This window comes from Mesorhizobium ciceri WSM4083 (assembly GCF_000519305.1).
GTDB lineage: Bacteria > Pseudomonadota > Alphaproteobacteria > Rhizobiales > Rhizobiaceae > Mesorhizobium > Mesorhizobium ciceri_B.
Genome location: NZ_JAFG01000003.1, coordinates 714,991 through 735,626, shown reverse-complemented (window position 1 = coordinate 735,626; position 20,636 = coordinate 714,991). Strand labels below are relative to the sequence as shown.

Genomic DNA, 20,636 nt, shown 5'->3' with positions numbered 1-20,636 from the left:
CTCAACTCCTCGTCGATTTCGAGCTGATGATCAGCCCGGCGCTGATGATCACCGTCGTGGCAATGAAGATGATGGTTCCGACGGCCGTCACCGTCGGATCGGCGTCGCGGGTGATGCTGGTGAAGATCTGCACCGGCAAGGTCTTGAGGTAGGGACTGGTGATGAACAGCGCGACGATGATTTCATCGAAGGAGGTGACGAAGGCAAACAAAAGCCCCGACAGGATGCCGGGCGCGATCAGCGGCAAGGTCACGGTGCGGAACGTGGTGAAGCGGTCGGCGCCGAGGCTGGCCGCTGCCGTTTCCAGCCGCACGTCGAAGACTTCCAGGCTTGCCGATACGGCGATGATGACGAAGGGGATCGCCAGCATCGTGTGCGCGATGACGAAGCCGGTGGTGGTGCCGACGAGCTGGTAGTCGAGATAAACGGCATAGATGCCGATCGCCAGTACCACGCCGGGCACGATCATCGGCGTGATCAGGATGGCGCGCAGCAGGCCGGCGCCGGAATGTTTCATGCGGCTAAGGCCAAGCGACGCCAGCGTGCCGATCAGCGTGGCGGCAACGGCGACGAGGCCCGCGACCCTGAGCGAATTGAAGAAGCTCGACAGCCAATCGGGATTGGTGAAGAAGTTCGCGTACCACTGCCACGAGAAGCCGGACGGCGGGAAAGCGAGCGACTTCTTCTCGTTGAACGACATCGGGATGATGACCAGCGTCGGCATCACCAGCCAGACGGCGACCAGCAGGCAGAACAGGCCGAGCAGAATGCGGAAGGGGGCCAGCCTCATGATCTGGACGCCTGCTTGTGGCGCTGGCGCATCAGCGGTGCAGCGAGCGCCAGAAGCACGAAGGTCGCGACCAGCAGCACGACGCCCATGGCGCCGCCACGGCCCCAGTTGAGCAGGCTGAGCACCTGGCTCTGCACCAGCGTCGACAGCATGGTGCTGCGCGGGCCGCCGAGCAGGGCAGGTGTGATGTAGAAGCCCAGCGACAGGATGAAGACGATGATGGCGCCGGCGAAGACGCCTGGCAGCGACAGCGGCAGATAGATCTGCAGGAAGGCACGTGCGGGCCGCGCGCCGAGGCTGCGCGCCGCCTGCACGAGGCGCAAATCGATGCCGCGCATGACCGAATAGAGCGGCAGGATCATGAACGGCAGCAACACCTGCGCCATGCCGATGACGACTCCGGTCTGCGTGCGGATCAGCTTCACGCCGTCAAAGCCGAGCAGCCTGATGACCGAATTGATGATGCCGGAATCCTGCAGCAGGATGACCCAGGCCAGGGTGCGCACCACGCCGCTGACCCAGAACGGCACCAGCACGCACAGGATGAGGACCAGCCGCAGACGCGGCCCGACCGCAGTCATGAGATAGGCATAGGGGTAGGCGGCAATGACGCAGACGATGGTGACCCATGCTGCGATGGAAAAGGTGCGCCACAGGACGGTGACGTTCACCGGTGTGGAAAAGAACCAGACATAGTTCTGCAGGCCCCAGGCCGGGTCCGAAAAACTGCGCAGCGTGACGGTCAGCAAGGGATAGCCCATAGCCGCGATGAGCAGGAGCAGGGCCGGCATCGCCAGCAGCGACGGATAGGCGGCAAGGCGCAGGCGCCGCTGCGGCCCCCGCATGGCACCTGACGGCCGGGGATTTTCATCCCCGGCCGTCGGCGTATGCGATGTCTGGCTCACGCCGTCACCTCAGTGTTAGCCGGCTCAGTTGCCGGCCATCAGTGCTGTCCACTTGTCGGACGCTGTGGCGAAGTTGGCGACCCAGAACTTGATGTTCTGCTGGTAGCCGAGCTTGGCGTGGTCCGGCGTGTTGGTCAGGAAGGCGGCGACGGATGCGTCCACCTTGGGCTGTGCCTCGTTGTTGATCGGCGAGTAGGATGTCTGCTCGGTCAGGATCTCCTGCGACTTCTTGCCGAGATAGGCGTTGATCAGCGCGTAGGAGGCATCGGGGTCCTTGGCGCCGACCGGGATGGTCAGCTGATCCATAACGACCAGCCAGTCCTTCCACACCGGCGTATAGGCGGCTCCGTTCTTGACCGCCGTCATGGCGCGGCCGGTCCACATGATGATCATGTCGGCCTCGCCGGATTCGGCGAGCTGCTGGGATTCGGCGCCGGTCTTCCAGAAGATCGTGTCGGGACCGATCGCCTTGATCTTGGCGATGCCCTTGTCGATATCGGCTGGCGTCATGGCGTCGACCTTGCCGCCGTCGGCCAGGATGGCCTGTTCGATCAGGCCGCCGAGCGGGCTGCCGCTGCCGTCGATGGCGCGGGTGCCGGGGAATTTCGCGGTGTCGAAGAAATCCTTCCAGTCCTTTGGCGGATTGTCCTTGTACGTGTCGTTCTTGTACATCAGGACCATGCCGTAGTTCATCGCCGGCACGCTGCACTCGCCGACCTGTCCCGCCGGGATGTGCGAGATATCGAGCTTGGTCAGATCGAGCTTCTGGAACAGCTTGCCGCAATGCACGAAGGGCGGAAAATCGTCCGTGTCGACGACATCCCAGGTCACATTGCCGGATTCGACCTGCGCCTGAAGCTTGGCGATTTCGGTGGGCCCGTCGTTCAAAAGCTTGACGCCGCTCTTGTCGACGAATTCCTTGAGCGCCGCGACCTGGCCGTCCTGGTAGATGCCGCCATAGGAAACGAAGGTCAGCGTCTTGCCCTTCAACGAGCCGTCGACGACGGTTCCGGCCGGCGGCGCGTTCTGCGCGTGAGCGGCGGCTGCCAGCAAGGCCAGCGCGGCGGCGCCGACAAATCCGGCCAATCTTGATCTGCTTCCCATTTTCTAACCCTCCGATGGCTCGCTGTTTGATTTTGGCAGGCCGGGCGCGAGCGTTTTCCGGGCTACATATTGGTCGAGGTCGACGGCGCCGCTGGTCGGCGGCGCAACGATCCACAGCACTTCGGCCACCGTATCGCCGACATTGATCGTCCTGTGCGGCGTCGAGGTCGAATATTCGATGCTATCGCCCTCTTCGAGGGTGAAGCTCTCGTCGCCGAGCGTCAGTTGCACGCGTCCGCGCAGCACGAGGAACATCTCGCTCGCGTTGCCGTGCGTGTAGGGCACGTCGCCGGTCGAGCCGCCGACGGCGAACTCGCCGCAATAGACTTCCATCTCGCGGATCGGCCGGCGCGACAGCAACGTCTTGCGATAGCCCTCGCTGGTCGGCAGCGCCGGCCGCTCGGCGCGTGTCAGCACCGCGTGCGGCGAGACTTCGCATTCGTCGAAAAGATCGGCCACGCTGATGCCGAGCGCATTGGCGATCAGCATCAGCGTGCTGGTGTTGGCTCCCGAAAGGCCGCGCTCGAGCTGGCTCAGGAAGCTGGCGGTGGTGCCGATCATGTCGCCGAGCTGGCGCAGCGTCAGGCGCCGCGTGGTGCGATAGGCCTTGATGCGATCGCCCAACACCGTCGAGCGGCGCGCCTCGGCGCTGGTCGCGGCATTGTCGTTGAGTGCGTGATCCGCAGCGATTTTCATGGGCGGTCTCAGGGTTCACTTAACATGCTATTAAGTGGGGCGTCCTGGCAAGCAGATTCGCTTGGTCACCTGAAAATCATCGACGGACCTGCAGAGGGGCATGATCGGCCGACCGGCAACGCCGGTTCGGCTCGATCACTGGATCATGAAGCGCGAACTGAATGGCAGGCTTGCCGCGCCGACGGCCTTCGGGCTGATGGTGACGCGTGCCGGCAGTGCCTCGATGCCGGGGAACTCCCGGCCGATGTCGTCGCACAAGGCCTCGGCGATCTTTCGCGGCGCATAGCTGGACAGGACGACCGTCCTGAACTCGACAAACTGGGTCAGCGCGGAGATCGACGCTTTCAGGCGGTCGGAACACTCGCCCAGCCATGCGCTGTAGGCCTCGCCCAGGTCGGGCCATTCAGGGCTGCTGCTCCAGATGATTTCGGACGGGCGCCGGCGCATGGCCAGTTCGCTCTCCAGGCGCATCAGGCCGTGATCGAAGCTGGCGCTGGAGTTTCCCTTGTAGATCTGGTGGTTGAGGATGAGCCTGCTCTGCAGCCGTGCCCCCAGATAGAAGAACAGATAGTCGTTGAGCGGCTTTGCGACGCCGAACATGCTCTCGCCGCCGGCTGCCGCGGTGATGTCGTTCTGCACGAAAACCGGCAGCTTGTTCTGTTCCTCGATCTCACCCTGCAAGGCTTTCAGCGAGGTGCTCGATCCGTTGCGGGTTGCAGCCATCGTGTCGACATCGTCGGGAACGGCCAGGCCGATGCCGGCAACCCGGCTGCGCACCTCGACCGGCAGGCTGGTCATGGCTTGCCTGATCGCGCCGAACAGTTCGCTGCTTTGCGGAAAGGGATTGGCTTCATCCGCCGGCAACTGCGTGTGGAAGCGCACTGTGCCGATGAAGTCGATGAGCGCTATGTCGATCCTGCGCCGGCTGAAGCCGACGCCAACCGCATAGGCGCCCTCCGGGTTCAGCGAAAGCGGGATGGTGGGCGGACCGACGCGGCCGCGCTGCGCCTCGCCTTGCGAGACCAGGCCTTCCTGCTCGAGCGAGCGGACGATGACCGAGGCCGTCTGCGCCGACAGGCCGGTCTTCTCGCCGATTTCCATCCGCGAAATGCCTTCGTTCTGAAGCAGCAGCGACAGCACCAGCCGCTCATTGTAGCTGCGCACGCTTAATGCATTCAGCCCGCTCGCACGATCGGCGATGCGCAAGGGATTGGGTGGTGCGAATCTCATGTCAGGCAAGGGTCGCCCCGTCGGTAAGAGCGCGTTGCCTGGCGGCGCTATGGTTGCTCATGTCGAGCGGCTCCAGCCGATGGCATCGACCGCGCGGGCGAGTGCGGTGCCCAGCAATCTGTGCGCCTCGGCATCGATGTGAAAGCCGTCCGCTTCGCTGCACGACACCACCGAGCCGGCATCGAAAAAGTGTAGTTCGAGCGAGTCCGCCAGAACCTCGAACTCGAGCGCGAGCAGGCGCGATTTCTCCGGCGCGCCGGCGAAGATGGACTTCCATTCCTTGACGTCGTCCTGCATCGGCGGCGGCGCCACGATCATGATTTCGGGCGTCGAGCCGCCCGGACCGGGCGCCAGCTCCTTGATGTCGTAGACGAGGCAGCCGATCCCCATCGCCACTTCCGACGGCGGCTTGTTGAAGCGGATCTTCAAATCGTTGGTGCCGAGCATGATGATGACGAGGTCGAGCGTCGCATGGCTCTGCAGGCAAGGACGAAGATAGGTTCGGCCGTTCTTGTGGGCGCCCTCGATCGGGTCGTCGTGGACGGTGGTGCGGCCGCTCAACCCCTCCTCGATAACATACCAGTCGGAGCCTAGCTGAGAACGCAATATCCCCGGCCAGCGTTCACCCGGACCATAGCGCTCGAGCGGCCCCCTGCCGGGAATCTGGCCGTGCGTGTTGGAGTCGCCGTAGCACAAGACTGATCGCATGTTTTTCCCGCCGGGACTGACAGCGCGCCGAAGCCGGCGAGCGCCATTCATGATGGATAGTGGAGCGGTGAAAGGCAAGCAAGGGAATAGTCATTCAACATGACTAACTATTGACAGGGCGAATCCGCTGTGCTTCTAAAGTGCCCGGAGGAGTTCTCGACCGTCATCATCGTCCAGCAGGAATTGGGCTTCGGCACGTATGTGTTCGGGGGCGGGAGAATTGCGTGCATCGGTCGGTTTGCGACAACGAGCATGCATTGGGAGAGCGTCTCATGGCCGTACGCATTCGTACGGCCGGCCATACGAATTCGTAGGCCGGGGCAACCACAAGGAGGAGAGTTTAATGTTAGGATTGCTGAAAACCGTCGGCCTGGGGATGCTCGTTGCGTCCACGCTTGCCGTGACGTCCCTGGCGCATGCGGAAGACATCAAGCTGATGGACGGCGTCGCGCCGCGCCCCGACGACACGCGCATGACCGCAGCCGGTGCGTTCAAGAAGGACCCGCCCTGGGTCATCGGCATGAGCGACTTCGGCGTCAACGCCAACACCTGGACAGTACAGGTGGCACATGAGGCGGAGAACGCCGCGGCCAAGGACAAGCGCATCTCGAAATTCATCCTGCTCGATGCCGGCTTCGACCAGAAAAAGCAGGTGGCCGACATCGAGGACCTGATCGCGCAGCATGTCGACGCGATCATCGTTCAGCCGGTGACCAGCACATCGGCCAATGCCAGCATCGCCAAGGCGGTCGCCGCCGGCATCCCCGTCATCCTTCATACCGGCCGTATCGATTCCGATGCCTACACCACCGAAATCCAGGGCGGTGCCGAGCACTTTGGCAAGGTCATGGGCGACTGGCTGGTGAAGACCGTCGGCGACAACGGCAAGATCTGGGTCCTGCGTGGCCTGGCCGGCCATCCGGAAGACACCAACCGCTACAACGGCCTCCTGGAATCGCTCAAGGGCACGCATGTGCAGATCATTGCCGAGGAGCATGGCGACTGGCAGTACGACAAGGCCAAGAAGCTGTGCGAGACGCTCTATCTGAACAATCCGCAGGTCGACGGCATCTGGTCGTCCGGCGCCGACATGACGCGCGCCTGCGTCGATGTCTTCAAGCAGTTCGGCACACCCATTCCGCCGATTTCGGGCGAGGGCAACAATGGCTATTTCGGCCAGTGGATCACTGACGGATTCAAGTCGATCTCGCCCGAATACAGCCCCGCCCAGGGCGCTGCCGGCGTGCGCGCCGCCGTTGCCCTTCTGGAAGGCAAGCAACTCTACAAGCGCTACGTCTACAATCCCGACGGATGGGACCAGGACAAGGCCAAAAAATACTATCGCGACGACCTGACCGCCAACGTCTGGTGGCCAAGCGAACTGCCAGAAGACAAGCTCAAGGAATACTACGGCAAGAAGTGACGGTGCCGTGGCTGGCGGGGAGTGGGCGACCATTCCCCGCTGGCATTCCCCGCACGCCGTTCCATGTGCTGAATCCGTTTCGTTCGAGGGTTTCGTGACCAATCTTATCGAGATGTCCCACATTTCGAAGGCATTCGGAGGGAGCAAGGCGCTCCATTCCGTTTCCCTCGATCTCAAGGCGGGCAGCGTCCACGCCTTGATGGGCGAGAACGGTGCCGGCAAATCGACGTTGATGAAGATCCTGGCGGGCGTGCATCAGCCCGATTCCGGCGAGATCTTCATGAACGGCGAGAAACTCGATTTGAAGTCGCCGCGCGCCGCGCTCGATGCCGGCATTTCGACCGTTTTCCAGGAGCATTCGCTGCTGCCCAATCTGTCGATCGCCGAGAACATGTTTCTCGGCCGGGAGCCGACGACCCGATTCGGCTCGATCGACTATCCCGCGATGAAAAGCCAGACCGCCAGGGCGCTTGGCGAACTCGGCCTCACGCTCGACCCGTCGCAACTCGTTTCCAACCTGACGATCGCCGAGCGGCAATTCGTCGAGATCGCGCATTGCATCCAGGCGGACGCCAGCGTGCTCATCCTCGATGAGCCGACGGCGGCGCTCAACGCAGCCGACGTCGATGTGCTCAACCGCAACATCCGCCGGCTGCGCGATAAGGGAAAAGCCATCGTCTACATCTCTCATCGCATGGAGGAGATCTTCGAGTTGTGCGACACGGTGACGGTGCTGAAGGACGGCGCACTGGTCGGCACAAGAATGGTGTCCGAGATCACCACCGACGAACTCATCGCCATGATGGTCGGACGCGAACTCCAGGACCTTTTTCCCGATCGTACGGATGACAAAGGCGACGAGATCCTGCGCGTCGAGAACCTGAGGATCACCGAGACATCGCGGCCGCTGTCGCTGACATTGCACAAGGGCGAGATCGTCGCCCTGGCCGGCCTGGAGGGACAGGGCCAGCAGCGCTTCCTGAGATCGCTGATCGGCCGCTATCATCCCTTCGCCGGGACGATTTCCATCAACGGCAAGGCGCTGAAAATGCCGCTCCCGACATCATCGGGCGTTCGCCATTTGCAGCAGCTGAAGGTCGGCTTCGTTCCCGAGGACCGCAAGGAAGAGGGGCTTTTTCTCGCTTTGCCGATCGCCCACAACATCGCCATCGGATTGCATTCGAGGCGATCCGAACTCGCGCTGGCGCGGCCGTATCGAAACATCGTCGCCCGCATGATGGAGGTCATGAACATAAAGGCGGCGGGGCCATCGGCTGCGGTCGGTTCACTGTCGGGCGGCAACCAGCAAAAGGTCCTGCTCGGCCGTTACCTTGCCGCCGATCTCGATCTTCTGCTGGTCGAGGAGCCGACGCGCGGCGTCGACATCGGCGCCAAGTCCGAGATCTACCATCTGCTGCGGGACTTTACCGCCAAGGGCGGCGCCGTGCTGGTGCTGTCGCGCGAGACGATCGAACTGATCGGGCTCTGCGACCGCATCTACGTCGTCCATGACGACACCATCGTTGCCGAAATGCCGGCAGCGCAGGCGACCGAGCACAAAATCCTCGACGCGGCCCTGACGGGCGGCTCCACGCGCCAGCATTAGGGGCCTCCATGCATCGTTCGCTTTTCAACATCCTGAGTGGCCGGAACACGCGGCAAGGCCTGTGGGGCCTGCCACTGCTGGTCGCCTTGCTCATTTCGCTGTGGCTGACCGTCGAGACGACGCAGTTCGCGACGGCTGAAAACCTCTTCAACCTGGTGGCCCAGGCGATGCCGCTGATCATCGCGGCAATCGGACAACTCGTCGTCGTGCTCATCGGCGGGCTCGACCTGTCGGTCGGCTCGGTCATCAGCTTCACCACCGCGGTGCTGGCGCTCGACCAGCCGGCGATCGTGCTGATCCCGGCGGTCTTCGTGCTGGCGGCACTCATCGGGCTGATCAACGGCCTGGCGATCACCCGCTTCAACGTCCATCCGATTATCGCGACGCTGTCGACGCAGTACATCGTGCTCGGCATCACGCGCATCCTGCGTCCCGTCTCTGGCGGCACCGTGCCGGAGATCGTCATCGCTGCCGTCTCGGGCAGTTTCCTCGGCATTCCCTATCCGGTTTTCTGGGGCATCATGGTGATCCTGGCAGCGTGGAAACTGCTCTACGGATCCCGGTACGGGCTGCATCTGTTTGCGATCGGAGGCGGCATCGCTTCCGGCGCCGAGAGTGCTGCCCGCAATTTCGGCGTCTCCGACCGCCGCAACATCATCCTCGCCTATGTGATCTGTTCCTGTTTCGCGGCCGTTGCCGGTGTCTTCCTGGCCGGGCGCATCGTATCGGGCGATCCGAATGTCGGGCTGCTTTTCGAACTCGATACCGTCACCGCCGTGGCGCTTGGAGGCACCCAGCTCTCCGGCGGCATCGGCAGCCTGCACGGCACGGTGATCGGCGCGCTGGTGATGGCGCTGCTGGCCAATGGCATGAACCTCGCCAACGTCTCGCCCTTCGTCCAGACGGCGATCAAGGGCGGCATCCTGCTGGCGGTGGTCGGGCTGCAATCCCGCAAGAAGATGGGGCTCTGAAAGATGGCTGCCGTTCTCGCAAATCCGATCGCCCGGCGTCTGCTGCGCATACCGCCGTCCTATTTTGTCTTTCTCGTGCTGCTGGCGACGCTGTGGATCGCGCGGCCGAACATGCTCAACCTCAACATCATGGGAATCTTCGTCAGGCAGATCGTCCCGCTCGGCATCCTGGTGCTGGGGCAGCTCGTCGCCATGCGGGTGAAGTCGATCGACCTCTCCGGCGGCGGCATCATCCTGCTCATCAACTATTTCATCTCGTCGGGCACTTTTCCCGGCGCGTCTATGCCTTTCTTCGTCGTGCTGGCGCTCGCCACCGGCCTCGTCATCGGCCTGTTCAACGGCTTCATGATAGGCAGCCGGCGGGTGTCGGCGGTCATTGTCACGCTGGCGGTCAGCATCATCCTGGTCGGGCTGGTGCAGTTCCTGTCGAGCGGCAATCCGCCCGGCGATGTGCCGAAGCTGTTCAACGACCTCTACAACACGAAATTCCTGTCGGTTCCGACGCCGGTGCTGTTCTGGGTCCTGCTGACCGCTTTGGTGTGGCTGCTTCTGTCGCGGACCGTCTTTGGCCGCTACGTCGCCTCGGTCGGGGAGAATGCCGAAGCCGCGCATTTTTCCGGCGTGCCGGTCCAGCGAACGGTCATCCTGGCGCATACGCTCGCCGGCCTGATCGCGGCGATCGCGGCCCTGGTGCAGACCGGCTCGATCGCCGTCGGCAGCGTCCGTGTCGGCCTCGACCTGCCGATCCTGGCGGTCGCGGCAACGATCCTCGGCGGCGTCGTCTTCGGCCGTGGCGACGGGGGCGTCTGGGGGCCTTTCTTCGGGGCGCTGTGCTTTGCGCTGCTGTTCGTGGTGATGACGGTGCTCGGCATCGACGAGCCCGGCAAGCTCATCGCGCAGGGCGTCATCATTCTCGGCGCGGCGATCTTCTACGGAGTGCGCGTGCGAAACCCCTGACTTGGGACGGCGAGAAGCAAGTGCGCCGGCGTTCAGACAATTGCAAACAGATGGAGAAACATGGATGTCACCGCCAAAAAACATCATGTGCTACGGCGACTCGCTGACCTGGGGCTGGGTTCCTGTCAAGGAGGGGTCGCCGACCTACCGCTACCCCTATGACCAGCGCTGGACCGGTGTGATGGCGGCGGCGCTGGGGGAGGGCTACCATATCATCGAGGAAGGCCTGAGCGCGCGCACGACATGTCTCGACGACCCCAACGATCCGCGCCTGAACGGCGCCAATTACCTGCCCTCGGCCATCGCCAGCCATCTGCCGCTGGACCTGGTCATCGTCATGCTCGGCACCAACGACACCAAGTCCTATTTCCGCCGGACGCCTTATGAGATCGCCAATGGAATGGCGAAACTGGTCGGGCAGATCCTGACCAGTGCCGGCGGCATCGGCACGCCTTATCCGGCCCCCAAGGCGCTGGTCATTGCGCCGCCGCCGCTGACCCCGATGCCCGATCCATGGTTCGAGGGCATGTTCGGCGGCGGGCACGAAAAATCCAGGGAACTGGCCAGGCAGTACAAGGCGATGGCGGATTTCATGAAGATCGACTTCCTCAACGCCGGCGATTACCTCACCACGGACGGTGTCGACGGAATTCATTTCACCGCCGCAAACAATGCCGATCTGGGACGCGCGGTGGCCGGCAAGGTCAAGTCGATCCTCGAGCCGGGCCAGGTCAGCACCGCCGCTTGAAGCCGCCACGCCCGTCGGCTTGCGGCACACAGGCCCACGGCGCAGGTGTATCGCAGGTTCCTCCGGCGATGCACATCGATGCGGGGCCGAACGATGCGTTTGGCCCCGTATTGATATGGCGCCCTGCAGATGTGCGTCAATCTAGGGGCTTGGCCTCGGAGCTCCGTCATCGGCGGACGCTTTGGTTTGGCGGTCGAAAACGACCGCCAGCCCGTTCTTGACGGCAAGTGTGGCGACCATGTCGTCGAGTTCGCGATCGGGAATGGCGGGTTTGAGGACGTGCCGGATGGCCCGATAGGCCTGCTCGGTCGACACATAGCCGTATCGTTTTTTGCGCGCTTCCACATATTGCTCGATGAGAATGCCCAATCGGCGGGCGGCGATGTCATCTGGTTGCTGCAAGGGAGCCTCCTCAAGCGTCGATCGTTTGCAGACCCCAGAGATGTAAAAACCCACGCCGCGAAAGTTAAGGCCTGCTGTCGGCCTGAAGCTCAAAAAAATCTGCTGCCTCATTCGACGAATTGCGCCGCAGCGTGACATCGTGCCCGAACTGGTACCTCGCTGCAGCAAGGAGCAGGTCAATTTGGCTGGTCCGTTCCGAATCCCGATCAAAGCGTGTATTCACAACAGCTCCGACAGAACGGCCATGAAGTGGTCGTTCTCCGCAGCCGAGCCGATGCTGACGCGCATATAGGTGTCAAAACCCTGCTGCTTCCACGGCTTGACGATGACGCCTTGCCGCAACAGGCCTTCGACGAAGACGGAAGCATCTTGCCGGCAGTTGAAGAACAGGAAATTGCCCCTGGAGGCGGCGACGTCGAGGCCCTTGCTCGCCAGGAAAGTCTCGACGCGTTTTCTCTCCGCCCTGGCCAGCGCGACGACCCTGGCAAGATGATCCTCATCGGCGAGCGCCGCCAGCGCGGCGGCCTGGGCCACCGCGTTGGCGTTGAAAGGCGTGCGGACGCGATCGAGCAGCGCGCGCAGCTCCGGGTCACCGACGATGCCGAAGCCGATCCGCAATCCGGCCAGGCCGAACGCCTTGGAAAAGGTCCGCAGCACGATCCAGGGCCGGTCCAGCTTTCCGAGATAGGGCAGGGATGACGCATAGTCGTCGCCCTCGGCATATTCGGCATAGGCTTCGTCGATGACGATCAGCGTCTCGTCGCTCGTCGCATCCAGAACCCTCGACAGATCGCCGCCGGAGAGCCAGCTGCCGACCGGGTTCATCGGGTTCGAGAACAGCAGCATGCGGGGCCGTTCGCGCACCGCCTCGACCAGCGCATCGACATTGATGGTCAGATCGTCGTTGACGACAACGCGCTTGACGGTAGCGCCCATCAGCGTCGCGTAGTCCTCATGCAGCGGGAACGACGGATAGAGCGTGACGACGGCGTCGCCCGGCCGCAACACGGCACGGCTGATGACGGAGAGAAGGTCTTCGGAACCGTTGCCGAGGATAATCTGGTCCTCGGTGACGGCATATTTGTCGCCGATCGCCTGGCGCAGCTTGCGCCCGGCAGGGTCCGGATAGAGGCGGAACATCTCGGAGCCGGCATGCATCGTCGTGGCGAGGGTCGGGCTGGGCCCGAGCGGGTTTTCGTTCGAGCCCAGTTTGGCGATTCTGACCGGTGCGTATCGCTCCATGACCTCGTCAACGGTCAGCCCGGAATTGTAAGGCGACAGGCGGTTGACTTCGGCGCGGACCATATCCGAGGCTTTCGACACGGGCGGGCTCCTCTGCGGTGGATTTCGTCATCCGTACCGTAGCCGAAATAGTTTGTATATGCTTGTATATGTAACTTAACCTGATAGTCTCGACTCTGAAGCGGAAACCGACACCGGCAAGGAGGATCACATGCGCAACGCTTCTCTCTTCGATCTCTCCGGCAGGAAGGCGCTTGTCACCGGCGCAAGCCGAGGCATCGGGCGCAGCATCGCCGAAGCGCTGAGTGCTGCCGGCGCCGACGTCGCGGTCTCTGCGCGCAGCCTGGCCTCATTGCAGGACACAACGACAGCCATCCGCGCCGCCGGCGGGGTGGCGCATGCCGTTGCCCTCGACGTCACCGATGTCGGTCACTGCAGCGCAGCCACCGCAGAGGCTGCCAGCCTGCTTGGCGGTCTCGACATTCTCGTCAACAATGCCGGCGTGGAGGAGGTGCGGCCCTCGCTCGATGTCGACGAGGCGCTGTGGGACAGGATCGTCGACACGAATCTCAAGGGAGCGTTCTTCTGCGCCCAGGCCGCCGCGCGGCAGATGCGCGACGCCGGCCGTCCTGGTGTCATCATCAATCTGTGCTCGCTGACATCCGAAGTCGGAATCCCCACCGCGGTGCCGTATGGCTCGTCGAAGTCGGGCCTGCTCGGCATGACCCGCGCCCTTGCGGCGGAGTGGGCGGAGCTTGGCATAAGGGTCAACGCCATTGCGCCGGGCTATTTCAGGACGGCGATGACCGACGTTTTTTACAGCAACGAGGCATGGCAGCACTCCATGCTGGCCAAGATCCCGCAGCGGCGCTTCGGTGATCTCTCCGATTTGCATGGCATCGCGGTGTTCCTCGCTTCGGATGCGGCGGCCTACATAACTGGCCAGTCCATTCCGGTCGATGGCGGCTTTCTCGCCTCGATCTGACGAAGCAGGTTTGTCTCGCAGTTTCGACGGGAAGGATGATGGAAAAATTGCTGGCGACCATCATACATACATGTATATACTTTTGCCCAAGTGAAGCCTCTCGTCGGCTTTGATCCTTGTCCCGGGTCGGCCTGTCGGCCCGCAGCATGTGGCCGGCCTGCGCCAACCGTCATTGCGTTCCAAGAGTTCCAGGAGAACGAGCAGTCATGTCCGACATCAGCTTCCACGATTTGTCATCCATCGATGCCGACCAGCGCGCCAGTCTGCTGAAGCGTGCCGAGGCCGATCTGACGGTCTTCGTCGAGAAGGTCCGGCCGATCATCCAGGCCGTCAAGGACGAAGGCGACGCCGCCTTGATCCGCTTCGCCAGGGAACTCGACAAGGCCAATGTCGCCGAGGGCGAACTGCAGGTGTCGGAAGCCGAGTTCGACGCGGCGTTCGACAAGGTGGAAAAGGACGTCGTCGAGAGCATCCAGTTCGGCATCGACAACATCAGGCATTTCCATGAGGAGCAGAAGCCGGAAACGATGTGGCTCAAGGAAGTCCGGCCGGGCGCCTATGCCGGCGACCGGTACACGCCGATCGCGTCCGTTGCGCTCTACGTTCCGCGCGGCAAGGGCGCCTTTCCGTCGGTGACGATGATGACGTCGGTGCCGGCGGTGATTGCCGGCGTGCCGCAGATCGCCATCGTGACGCCGCCGACATCGGATGGCTCGGTGGATGCGGCAACGCTGGTCGCCGCGCGCCTCGCCGGCGTCGGAACCGTCTACAAATGCGGCGGCGCGCAAGGGGTTGCCGCGGTCGCATACGGCACGGAGACGGTGAAGCCCGCGCTCAAGATCGTCGGTCCCGGCAGCCCGTGGGTGGTCGCGGCCAAGAGCGTGCTGTCGTCGGTCATCAACACAGGCCTTCCGGCCGGCCCGTCGGAGGCGATCATCTTTGCCGACGATAGCGTCGACGGCGGCCTTGCCGCGCTTGATCTTCTCATCGAAGCCGAGCACGGGCCGGATTCCTCGGCCTATCTGGTGACGCACAGCCGCAAGGTCGCCGAAGCTGCACTCGCTGCACTTCCTGAGCACTGGTCGCGGATGACCGAGCAGCGTGTCGAGTTTTCACGTGCAGTGCTGACCGGCAAGCGCGGCGGCATCGTGCTGACCGCGTCGCTGGAAGACAGCTACCGCTTCATCAACGACTACGCGCCCGAGCACCTCGAAATCCTGTCGAAAGAGCCCTTTGCGCATCTCGGGCGCATTACCGAGGCCGCCGAAATCCTGATGGGTCCGCACACGCCGGTGACGCTGGCCAATTTCGTGCTTGGACCCAATGCGGTGCTGCCGACCAGCCGCTGGGCGCGGACCTATGGGCCGCTTTCGGTGACGGATTTCGTCAAGCGCTCGTCGGTCGGCTATGTCACCTCGACGGCCTACCCCGAACTTGCCCTGCACGCCCGCAGGCTCGCCCGCTACGAGGGCTTCAGCTCGCATGAGAACGCGGTCTCGGAGATCCGCGACCGCTATCTCGCCGGCTGAGCGGAAACGATCGCGATGAAGGCTGCTCGACTTTATGGACCCGGCGATCTGCGCGTTGAGGACATCGCGACCCCGGGCGTGCCGGATGCAGGCTGGGTGAAGCTCAGGGTCGACGCCGCCGGCATTTGCGGTTCGGACCTGCACAATTTCCGCACGGGCCAGTGGATAAGCCGGTCGCCTTCGACGGTCGGCCATGAGCTGACCGGCACGGTGACTGCCATCGGCGCTGGCGTTGTTAGCGTCGCCGTCGGCGACAGGGTGGTCGCCGATTCCCGTTTCTGGTGCGGAGACTGCGCGCAATGTCATGGCGGCAGGCGGCATCTCTGTGTGTCGCTGGGCTTTGTGGGAGAAATCTGCGACGGCGGGTTTGCCGAACAGGCGGTGGTGCCCGCGCGGCTTTTGCATATCATCGATGCCGGGCTCGACGAGCGGGTCGCGGCGATGGCCGAGCCGCTGGCGGTGGCGCTGCACGCGGTGCGGCGCCTGCCGAAAACGGCCGGCTCCGTGCTGGTCGTCGGCTGTGGGCCTATCGGCGGTCTTGCCGCGCTGCTGCTGTCTCGAACTTTTGCGGGCACCGTGCTCGTAACCGACCGCAACCAGGCCCGTTGCGCCCGGGTGGCGCAGGTCACGGGGGCAACGATTGTCGATCTGAACCGGGATGCCATTGCCGCCGCAACCGCCAATGCCCCCTTGGTGGCGGCCGTCGAGGCGACCGGCAGCATCGCGGCACTCAATCAGTTGCTCGGCGTTGTCGATCCAGGCGGCACGATCGCCATGGTCGGCATCTTCCACGGCCGCCTCGACATCGATCCCAACACGCTGGTCGAACGCGAAATCGGGTTGCTGGGATGCCACGCCTTTGCCGACGAATTGCCCGAGGCGGTGCGGATGCTGGGTGAACTCAGCGAACCGCTGTTGGCGCTGATCGACCAGGAGATCGGCCTGGATGACATTCCGGCTGCCTATGAGCGGCTGTTGGCGGGGCGCAGCGACGGCTTGAAAACAATCATCCGCATGCGGCAACCTGTCGAGCAGTCGTGATTTCCGATGAATCGCCGGAAAGGACTTTTGAAATGATCACTTTGCCCGACACGGCCAGCCCGCTTTACGAGAAGGTGAAGGACTACATCCTGGCGAACATCGGAACGGGCCGGTGGGGCAAGGATCGCAAGCTGCCGTCCGAGAATGAGTTGGTGGCTTCACTCGGCGTGTCGCGGATGACGGTTCACCGGGCCCTCAGAGAGTTGACCTCGGCCGGGTTCCTGATCCGCCTGCAAGGTGTGGGAACCTTCATCGCGCCACCGCGGCCGCAATCGACGCTGATCGAGATCAACAACATCGCAGCCGAGATCGTCGAGCGCGGCAACAGGCATCGCTCCGAAGTCCTCGTCCTCGAAACCATCATGCCGACAAAGGAGCTGGCGCTGTCGTTCGAGTTTCCAAAGCGTGTCTCGATCTATCATTCCGTCGTCGTCAATTTCGAGAACGATTTGCCGGTGCAACTGGAAGAGCGTTTCGTCAATCCGAGCCTCATCCCCGACTATGACAAGCAGGATTTTTCGAAGACGGCGACCTATGACTATCTCATGCAGAAAACTCCGGTGACCGAGGTCGAGCATATTATTTCCGCAATTCCGGCCGACGCCGAGACGGCACGGCATCTGGGCATCGATGTCGGGGCCTGCTGCCTTTTCCTGCACCGCCGGACATGGACAGGCGCGGTGGTGGCCACCATCAGCAAGCTGACTTATGCCGGCAGCCGCTACTCGCTCGGCAGCCGCTATTCCCCTTCAAAAAGCAGCTAACGGAAGCAGGACGAATGCAAGCCGGAGCGGTTTCGTTGTCAATGCATATACATGTGCTGACGAGGACGCTTTCGCTCTCGAATGGACGGGCCAAGAAGGACAACAGATGACGCAGACACCGAGTCGCACGGCGCAGATCCGGGCACTCGCGCAGCATGATGTTGCCGAAGCACAAAGCGCGCTGGCGGCGTTGCTGGGCGACCTGTTCGCGATGAGCCCCCGCAATGTGCGCGTCAACTTCGACAAATACAGCCTCAATTCGCTGAACGGCTTCTTCGAGGACGACGGCAACGCCTACTTCTTCAAGTTCCATCAGGAGGAGCGGGAAGAGGCGATGACGGGCGAGTATTACCGCGCCGAGATCCTGTCGCGCGCCGGCCTGCCGGTCGACCAGCCCGTGCATATGTCGGCCCAGCCCGGCGAGCAGATCCTTGTCTATCGCCGCCGCACGGATCCGAGATTTTCGGATGTGCTGTTCGCGCTGGATGCGCAGGACGATGCCGGCAAGCGGCGAGAAGCCGTTCTTGCCGAGCGCGACCTGTCGGCCAGGCTGCTCAAGGTCTATCTCGAGACACTGCATCCGGTGACTGTCGCGGAGGTCTCGGCGGAGCCGATCCACAGGCTGTTTCATGAGCGGCTGATCGATGCCGACACACGCTTGTCGCCAGGCGGCCGGCTGGCCGATTTCTATGTCGGCAAGCCGTTCGTCTTTCCCGGTGCCGAGCTGGATTGGGATCGGTTTTCCCGGCTGAAATTCGTCATCAACGGCCAGCAGTACACCGACAGCGTCGGTGAGCTTTTCGATGCCGCCGCAGAGCTCTTGCGGCCGGAGCGGCTTGCCGATGCAGGCGGCGTGGTGGCGCATGGCGACGCCCACAACGCCAATGTCTGGTACACGGCGAAAGCGGGGAGGGCGGAGCTGTCCTTCTTCGATCCCGCCTTTGCCGGCTCGCATATCCCGACGCTGCTGGCGGAGGTGAAGGCGACGTTCCACAACATCTTCGCCCATCCGTTCTGGCTCTATGATCCGGCGACCGCGACAGAGGCTTTTCGCGCCCAGACGCGGCTGGACGGAAACCTACTCCATGTCGATACGGACTGGGACCTGAGCCCCGTCCGCCGCGACCTGCTGGAGGTCAAGGCGACAGCGCTGTGGCGGCCATTGCTGCTGGAGCTCAAACGGCGCGGCATGCTGCCGGTCGATTGGCGGGCGGTGCTGCGGGCCGGTCTTTTCCTGTCACCGACGCTGGTCATGAACCTGCGCGCCGGTGCGCGCAGCCACACGCCGGTCTCCTCGCTCATTGCCTTTTCAGTCGCGGTCATGGTCGGCAGCGAACCCGTTGCCGGAGCCGATCGGGTGACCGATTTCCTAGACCGGATCGATCCGGAAAAGCCTGAGTGATGGCTGCGGAGAGGGCAGGCGATGCACCGGACCAAGGTGGAAAATTGAGTCTTCCCAACTTGTATATGCATGTATGTATTTTAGCCTTGACATCCGCTGCCGCTGACGCTGAAATATCCTCGCACTTCACCATGAAGTGGCAGGTAAGACGCCGAGGCACAGTGCCGCAAGAGCAGAAACCCGCAGTCTCACCAGACCGGCTGCCTGGGTTGGAAAAAGCGGTCTGATCATCAAGGGGAACAAAGATGATGCGTAACCTAACAGGACAATTTCGCGCGCTCGTGATGGCCGCCGCCATCGGGCTGGCCGCCGCCCCGGCAGCCTACGCAGCCGATGCGGCCATTCCCACCACGCCCGAGGCAGGAGCGTTCAAGATCGGCATCGAGCCCTGGCTCGGCTATGGCCAGTGGCATGTCGCCGAGGCCAAGGGCCTGTTCAAGACAAACGGGCTGAGCGACGTCCAGATCGTCAACTTCGCCGAGGACAAGGACATCAACGCAGCCCTTGCAAGCGGCCAGCTCGACGCCGCCAACATCGCCACCCACACGGCGATGGGCATGGTTGCGGCCGGCCTGCCGGTGAAGATCGTGCTGCTGCTCGACGTCTCCATGACCGCCGACGCCATCATCGCCGGCAAGGACGTCACCTCCATCGCGGACCTCAAGGGCAAGCAGGTCGCCTTCGAGGAGGGCACGACGAGCGACATCCTGCTCAAATACGCGCTCGCCAGGAACGGCATGTCGATCGACGACGTGAAGCCGGTTCCGATGCCGGCGTCCGATGCCGGCAGCGCCTTGATCGCCGGCCAGGTGCCGGTCGCGGTGACCTATGAACCGTACCTCACCGTCGCCATGGCGCAGAACAAGGACCTTAAGCTGCTGTTCACCGCCGGCGAGGATCCCGGCCTGATCAGCGACGTGCTGGTGGTGCGTGACGAGGTGATCAAGTCGCGGCCCGGCCAGGTGCTGGCCATGATCAAGAGCTGGGACGCGGCGCTCAAGGACTACAACGCCGACACGCCCGGTGGCCGCGCCATCATCGCCAAGGCTGTCGGTTCGGACGTCAAGGACCTCAACACTGCCTTTGATGGCGTGCGCTACTACTCGCTCGCCGAAAACAAGACGGCGCTTACAGGCGACTTCACCACCAAGACCTTCGCCGATGTCGAAGCCGCCGCCAAGAACGCCAAGCTGCTGCAGGCCGATGTGACGCCGGAGCAGATGATCGACCCGTTCTTCGTCAAGGCGGCGGAATGACCAAGGCCGGATCGCGGTGGTGACGCAGATGCCCGGGGAGCGTCCCGCTCAAACCGATCCGGCTCGTCCCACGAAACAGGCGAGGCGTCGCCGATTCTCCGGGATCGGCGTGCCCATCGCCAGGTCGCGCTTCCTGGTGATCGCGGTGGCCGTGTTCGTGGGACTCGGCCTTGCCTGGTGGGCGGCGACCGGACTGGGGTTGGTAAAGCCGATCTTCCTGCCATCGCCGGGCAGCGTCGCTATGCAGATCGCCAAGCTCGCGACCGACGGCACGTTGTGGCTGGACCTCAAAGCCTCGATGTACCGTATCTCCATCGGCTTCCTTATCGCCTCGGCACTGTCGATACCGATCGGCGTGCTGATCGGCAGTTTCCGTCCCTGGGAAGCGGCCATCGAGCCGCTGGTGGATTTCATTCGCTACATGCCGGTCGTGGCTTTCGTGCCGCTCTCCATCCTGTGGGCGGGCACCGGCGATTCGCAGAAGTTCCTGATCATCTTCATCGGCACCTTCTTCCAGCAGGTGCTGATGATCATGGACAATGTGAAACGGGTTCCAGCCGATTTCATCGGCCTTGGGCGCACGCTAGGCCTGCCGGATCGCAAGATCCTGACGCGCATCGTCGTGCCCAGCGCCTTGCCGGGTATCTGGGATACGCTGCGCATCAGCCTGGGCTGGGCATGGACCTGGCTGGTGCTGGCCGAACTTGTCGCGGCGACTTCGGGGCTCGGTTATCGCATCACCGTGTCGCAGCGCTATTTCCAGACCAACACCATCATCGGCTACATCCTGCTGCTTGGCCTGCTTGGCCTCATCACCGACCAGGTGATGAAGGCGCTGGAAAAGGTGCTGTTCAAGCAAGAGGGCCGCTCGCAATGA

20 protein-coding genes are annotated in these 20,636 nt (G+C 63.1%); 12 read left to right on the top strand and 8 right to left on the bottom strand.

Going from position 1 to position 20,636, the window contains the following annotated elements; all coding sequences use genetic code 11:
* Window position 1 precedes the first annotated feature (1 nt).
* The 6 genes from MESCI2_RS0103740 to MESCI2_RS0103715 form a co-directional block, all read right to left on the bottom strand.
* A complete protein-coding gene (locus tag MESCI2_RS0103740) occupies window positions 2-790 on the bottom strand; it encodes an ABC transporter permease (protein ID WP_027035380.1) in 789 nt (262 codons plus the stop codon).
* Entirely contained in the window at window positions 787-1,635 is an 849-nt protein-coding gene (locus MESCI2_RS0103735; RefSeq protein WP_050596447.1) for an ABC transporter permease, read from the bottom strand. Before MESCI2_RS0103735 ends, MESCI2_RS0103740 begins: the two co-directional genes overlap by 4 nt.
* Before the next feature lie 84 nt (window positions 1,636-1,719).
* On the bottom strand, window positions 1,720-2,799 hold the full coding sequence (locus MESCI2_RS0103730) for an extracellular solute-binding protein (RefSeq protein WP_032900303.1): 1,080 nt from the start codon (window positions 2,797-2,799) through the stop codon (window positions 1,720-1,722).
* 3 nt (window positions 2,800-2,802) lie between these two features.
* Complete coding sequence (locus MESCI2_RS0103725; protein WP_027035377.1) at window positions 2,803-3,495, bottom strand: helix-turn-helix domain-containing protein; 693 nt, start codon at window positions 3,493-3,495, stop codon at window positions 2,803-2,805.
* A gap of 135 nt (window positions 3,496-3,630) precedes the next feature.
* A complete protein-coding gene (locus MESCI2_RS0103720) occupies window positions 3,631-4,725 on the bottom strand; it encodes an ROK family transcriptional regulator (protein WP_027035376.1) in 1,095 nt (364 codons plus the stop codon).
* 57 nt (window positions 4,726-4,782) lie between these two features.
* Entirely contained in the window at window positions 4,783-5,433 is a 651-nt protein-coding gene (locus MESCI2_RS0103715; RefSeq protein ID WP_027035375.1) for an SGNH/GDSL hydrolase family protein, read from the bottom strand.
* A 343-nt stretch (window positions 5,434-5,776) separates the two neighbouring features.
* Between MESCI2_RS0103715 and MESCI2_RS0103710 the strand changes: the two genes are divergently transcribed.
* From MESCI2_RS0103710 to MESCI2_RS0103690, 5 genes are all read left to right on the top strand, one after another.
* Window positions 5,777-6,856, top strand: a complete 1,080-nt coding sequence (locus tag MESCI2_RS0103710) for a substrate-binding domain-containing protein (protein WP_027035374.1) — start codon at window positions 5,777-5,779, stop codon at window positions 6,854-6,856.
* Window positions 6,857-6,950: 94 nt separating this feature from the next.
* On the top strand, window positions 6,951-8,462 hold the full coding sequence (locus tag MESCI2_RS0103705; RefSeq protein WP_027035373.1) for a sugar ABC transporter ATP-binding protein: 1,512 nt from the start codon (window positions 6,951-6,953) through the stop codon (window positions 8,460-8,462).
* Window positions 8,463-8,470: 8 nt separating this feature from the next.
* The gene (locus MESCI2_RS0103700) at window positions 8,471-9,433 is read left to right on the top strand and encodes an ABC transporter permease (protein ID WP_027035372.1); all 963 of its coding nucleotides are present in this window, start codon (window positions 8,471-8,473) and stop codon (window positions 9,431-9,433) included.
* Window positions 9,434-9,436: 3 nt separating this feature from the next.
* On the top strand, window positions 9,437-10,390 hold the full coding sequence (locus MESCI2_RS0103695) for an ABC transporter permease (RefSeq protein ID WP_027035371.1): 954 nt from the start codon (window positions 9,437-9,439) through the stop codon (window positions 10,388-10,390).
* 64 nt (window positions 10,391-10,454) lie between these two features.
* Window positions 10,455-11,138 (top strand): SGNH/GDSL hydrolase family protein, encoded by a 684-nt coding sequence (locus MESCI2_RS0103690; RefSeq protein WP_027035370.1) that lies wholly within the window; start codon window positions 10,455-10,457, stop codon window positions 11,136-11,138.
* Window positions 11,139-11,279: 141 nt separating this feature from the next.
* On the opposite strand, the gene MESCI2_RS01000000134195 is transcribed toward MESCI2_RS0103690, so the two are convergent.
* Together MESCI2_RS01000000134195 and MESCI2_RS0103680 are read right to left on the bottom strand one after the other, a co-directional pair.
* On the bottom strand, window positions 11,280-11,651 hold the full coding sequence (locus MESCI2_RS01000000134195) for a hypothetical protein (protein WP_245270203.1): 372 nt from the start codon (window positions 11,649-11,651) through the stop codon (window positions 11,280-11,282).
* Between the two features lie 108 nt (window positions 11,652-11,759).
* Window positions 11,760-12,863 carry a histidinol-phosphate transaminase gene (locus MESCI2_RS0103680; RefSeq protein ID WP_027035369.1) on the bottom strand — a complete coding sequence of 368 codons (1,104 nt, stop codon included), beginning with the start codon at window positions 12,861-12,863 and terminating at the stop codon, window positions 11,760-11,762.
* 130 nt (window positions 12,864-12,993) lie between these two features.
* On the opposite strand from MESCI2_RS0103680, the gene MESCI2_RS0103675 reads away from it, so the two are divergent.
* The 7 genes from MESCI2_RS0103675 (at window position 12,994) to MESCI2_RS0103645 (ending at window position 20,636) form a co-directional block, all read left to right on the top strand.
* Entirely contained in the window at window positions 12,994-13,767 is a 774-nt protein-coding gene (locus MESCI2_RS0103675) for an SDR family NAD(P)-dependent oxidoreductase (RefSeq protein WP_027035368.1), read from the top strand.
* 206 nt (window positions 13,768-13,973) lie between these two features.
* Window positions 13,974-15,296: a histidinol dehydrogenase gene (gene hisD / locus MESCI2_RS0103670; protein WP_027035367.1), complete on the top strand. Its 1,323-nt coding sequence runs from the start codon at window positions 13,974-13,976 to the stop codon at window positions 15,294-15,296.
* Between the two features lie 15 nt (window positions 15,297-15,311).
* The gene (locus MESCI2_RS0103665; protein WP_027035366.1) at window positions 15,312-16,337 is read left to right on the top strand and encodes a zinc-dependent alcohol dehydrogenase; all 1,026 of its coding nucleotides are present in this window, start codon (window positions 15,312-15,314) and stop codon (window positions 16,335-16,337) included.
* Window positions 16,338-16,369: 32 nt separating this feature from the next.
* On the top strand, window positions 16,370-17,101 hold the full coding sequence (hutC, locus tag MESCI2_RS0103660; RefSeq protein WP_013530484.1) for a histidine utilization repressor: 732 nt from the start codon (window positions 16,370-16,372) through the stop codon (window positions 17,099-17,101).
* A 106-nt stretch (window positions 17,102-17,207) separates the two neighbouring features.
* Window positions 17,208-18,503, top strand: coding sequence for a hypothetical protein (locus tag MESCI2_RS0103655; RefSeq protein ID WP_027035365.1), 1,296 nt, complete (start codon window positions 17,208-17,210; stop codon window positions 18,501-18,503).
* A gap of 248 nt (window positions 18,504-18,751) precedes the next feature.
* Complete coding sequence (locus MESCI2_RS0103650) at window positions 18,752-19,759, top strand: ABC transporter substrate-binding protein (RefSeq protein ID WP_027035364.1); 1,008 nt, start codon at window positions 18,752-18,754, stop codon at window positions 19,757-19,759.
* 109 nt (window positions 19,760-19,868) lie between these two features.
* Complete coding sequence (locus MESCI2_RS0103645) at window positions 19,869-20,636, top strand: ABC transporter permease (protein ID WP_197031501.1); 768 nt, start codon at window positions 19,869-19,871, stop codon at window positions 20,634-20,636.

Coding starts and splice junctions, on each gene's coding strand:
- MESCI2_RS0103740 (WP_027035380.1), bottom strand. CDS start 790: ATGAGGCTGGCCCCCTTCCGCATTCTGCTCGGCCTGTTCTGCCTGCTG.
- MESCI2_RS0103735 (WP_050596447.1), bottom strand. CDS start 1,635: ATGCGGGGGCCGCAGCGGCGCCTGCGCCTTGCCGCCTATCCGTCGCTG.
- MESCI2_RS0103730 (WP_032900303.1), bottom strand. CDS start 2,799: ATGGGAAGCAGATCAAGATTGGCCGGATTTGTCGGCGCCGCCGCGCTG.
- MESCI2_RS0103725 (WP_027035377.1), bottom strand. CDS start 3,495: ATGAAAATCGCTGCGGATCACGCACTCAACGACAATGCCGCGACCAGC.
- MESCI2_RS0103720 (WP_027035376.1), bottom strand. CDS start 4,725: ATGAGATTCGCACCACCCAATCCCTTGCGCATCGCCGATCGTGCGAGC.
- MESCI2_RS0103715 (WP_027035375.1), bottom strand. CDS start 5,433: ATGCGATCAGTCTTGTGCTACGGCGACTCCAACACGCACGGCCAGATT.
- MESCI2_RS0103710 (WP_027035374.1), top strand. CDS start 5,777: ATGTTAGGATTGCTGAAAACCGTCGGCCTGGGGATGCTCGTTGCGTCC.
- MESCI2_RS0103700 (WP_027035372.1), top strand. CDS start 8,471: ATGCATCGTTCGCTTTTCAACATCCTGAGTGGCCGGAACACGCGGCAA.
- MESCI2_RS0103695 (WP_027035371.1), top strand. CDS start 9,437: ATGGCTGCCGTTCTCGCAAATCCGATCGCCCGGCGTCTGCTGCGCATA.
- MESCI2_RS0103690 (WP_027035370.1), top strand. CDS start 10,455: ATGTCACCGCCAAAAAACATCATGTGCTACGGCGACTCGCTGACCTGG.
- MESCI2_RS01000000134195 (WP_245270203.1), bottom strand. CDS start 11,651: ATGAGGCAGCAGATTTTTTTGAGCTTCAGGCCGACAGCAGGCCTTAAC.
- MESCI2_RS0103675 (WP_027035368.1), top strand. CDS start 12,994: ATGCGCAACGCTTCTCTCTTCGATCTCTCCGGCAGGAAGGCGCTTGTC.
- hisD (WP_027035367.1), top strand. CDS start 13,974: ATGTCCGACATCAGCTTCCACGATTTGTCATCCATCGATGCCGACCAG.
- MESCI2_RS0103665 (WP_027035366.1), top strand. CDS start 15,312: ATGAAGGCTGCTCGACTTTATGGACCCGGCGATCTGCGCGTTGAGGAC.
- hutC (WP_013530484.1), top strand. CDS start 16,370: ATGATCACTTTGCCCGACACGGCCAGCCCGCTTTACGAGAAGGTGAAG.
- MESCI2_RS0103655 (WP_027035365.1), top strand. CDS start 17,208: ATGACGCAGACACCGAGTCGCACGGCGCAGATCCGGGCACTCGCGCAG.
- MESCI2_RS0103650 (WP_027035364.1), top strand. CDS start 18,752: ATGCGTAACCTAACAGGACAATTTCGCGCGCTCGTGATGGCCGCCGCC.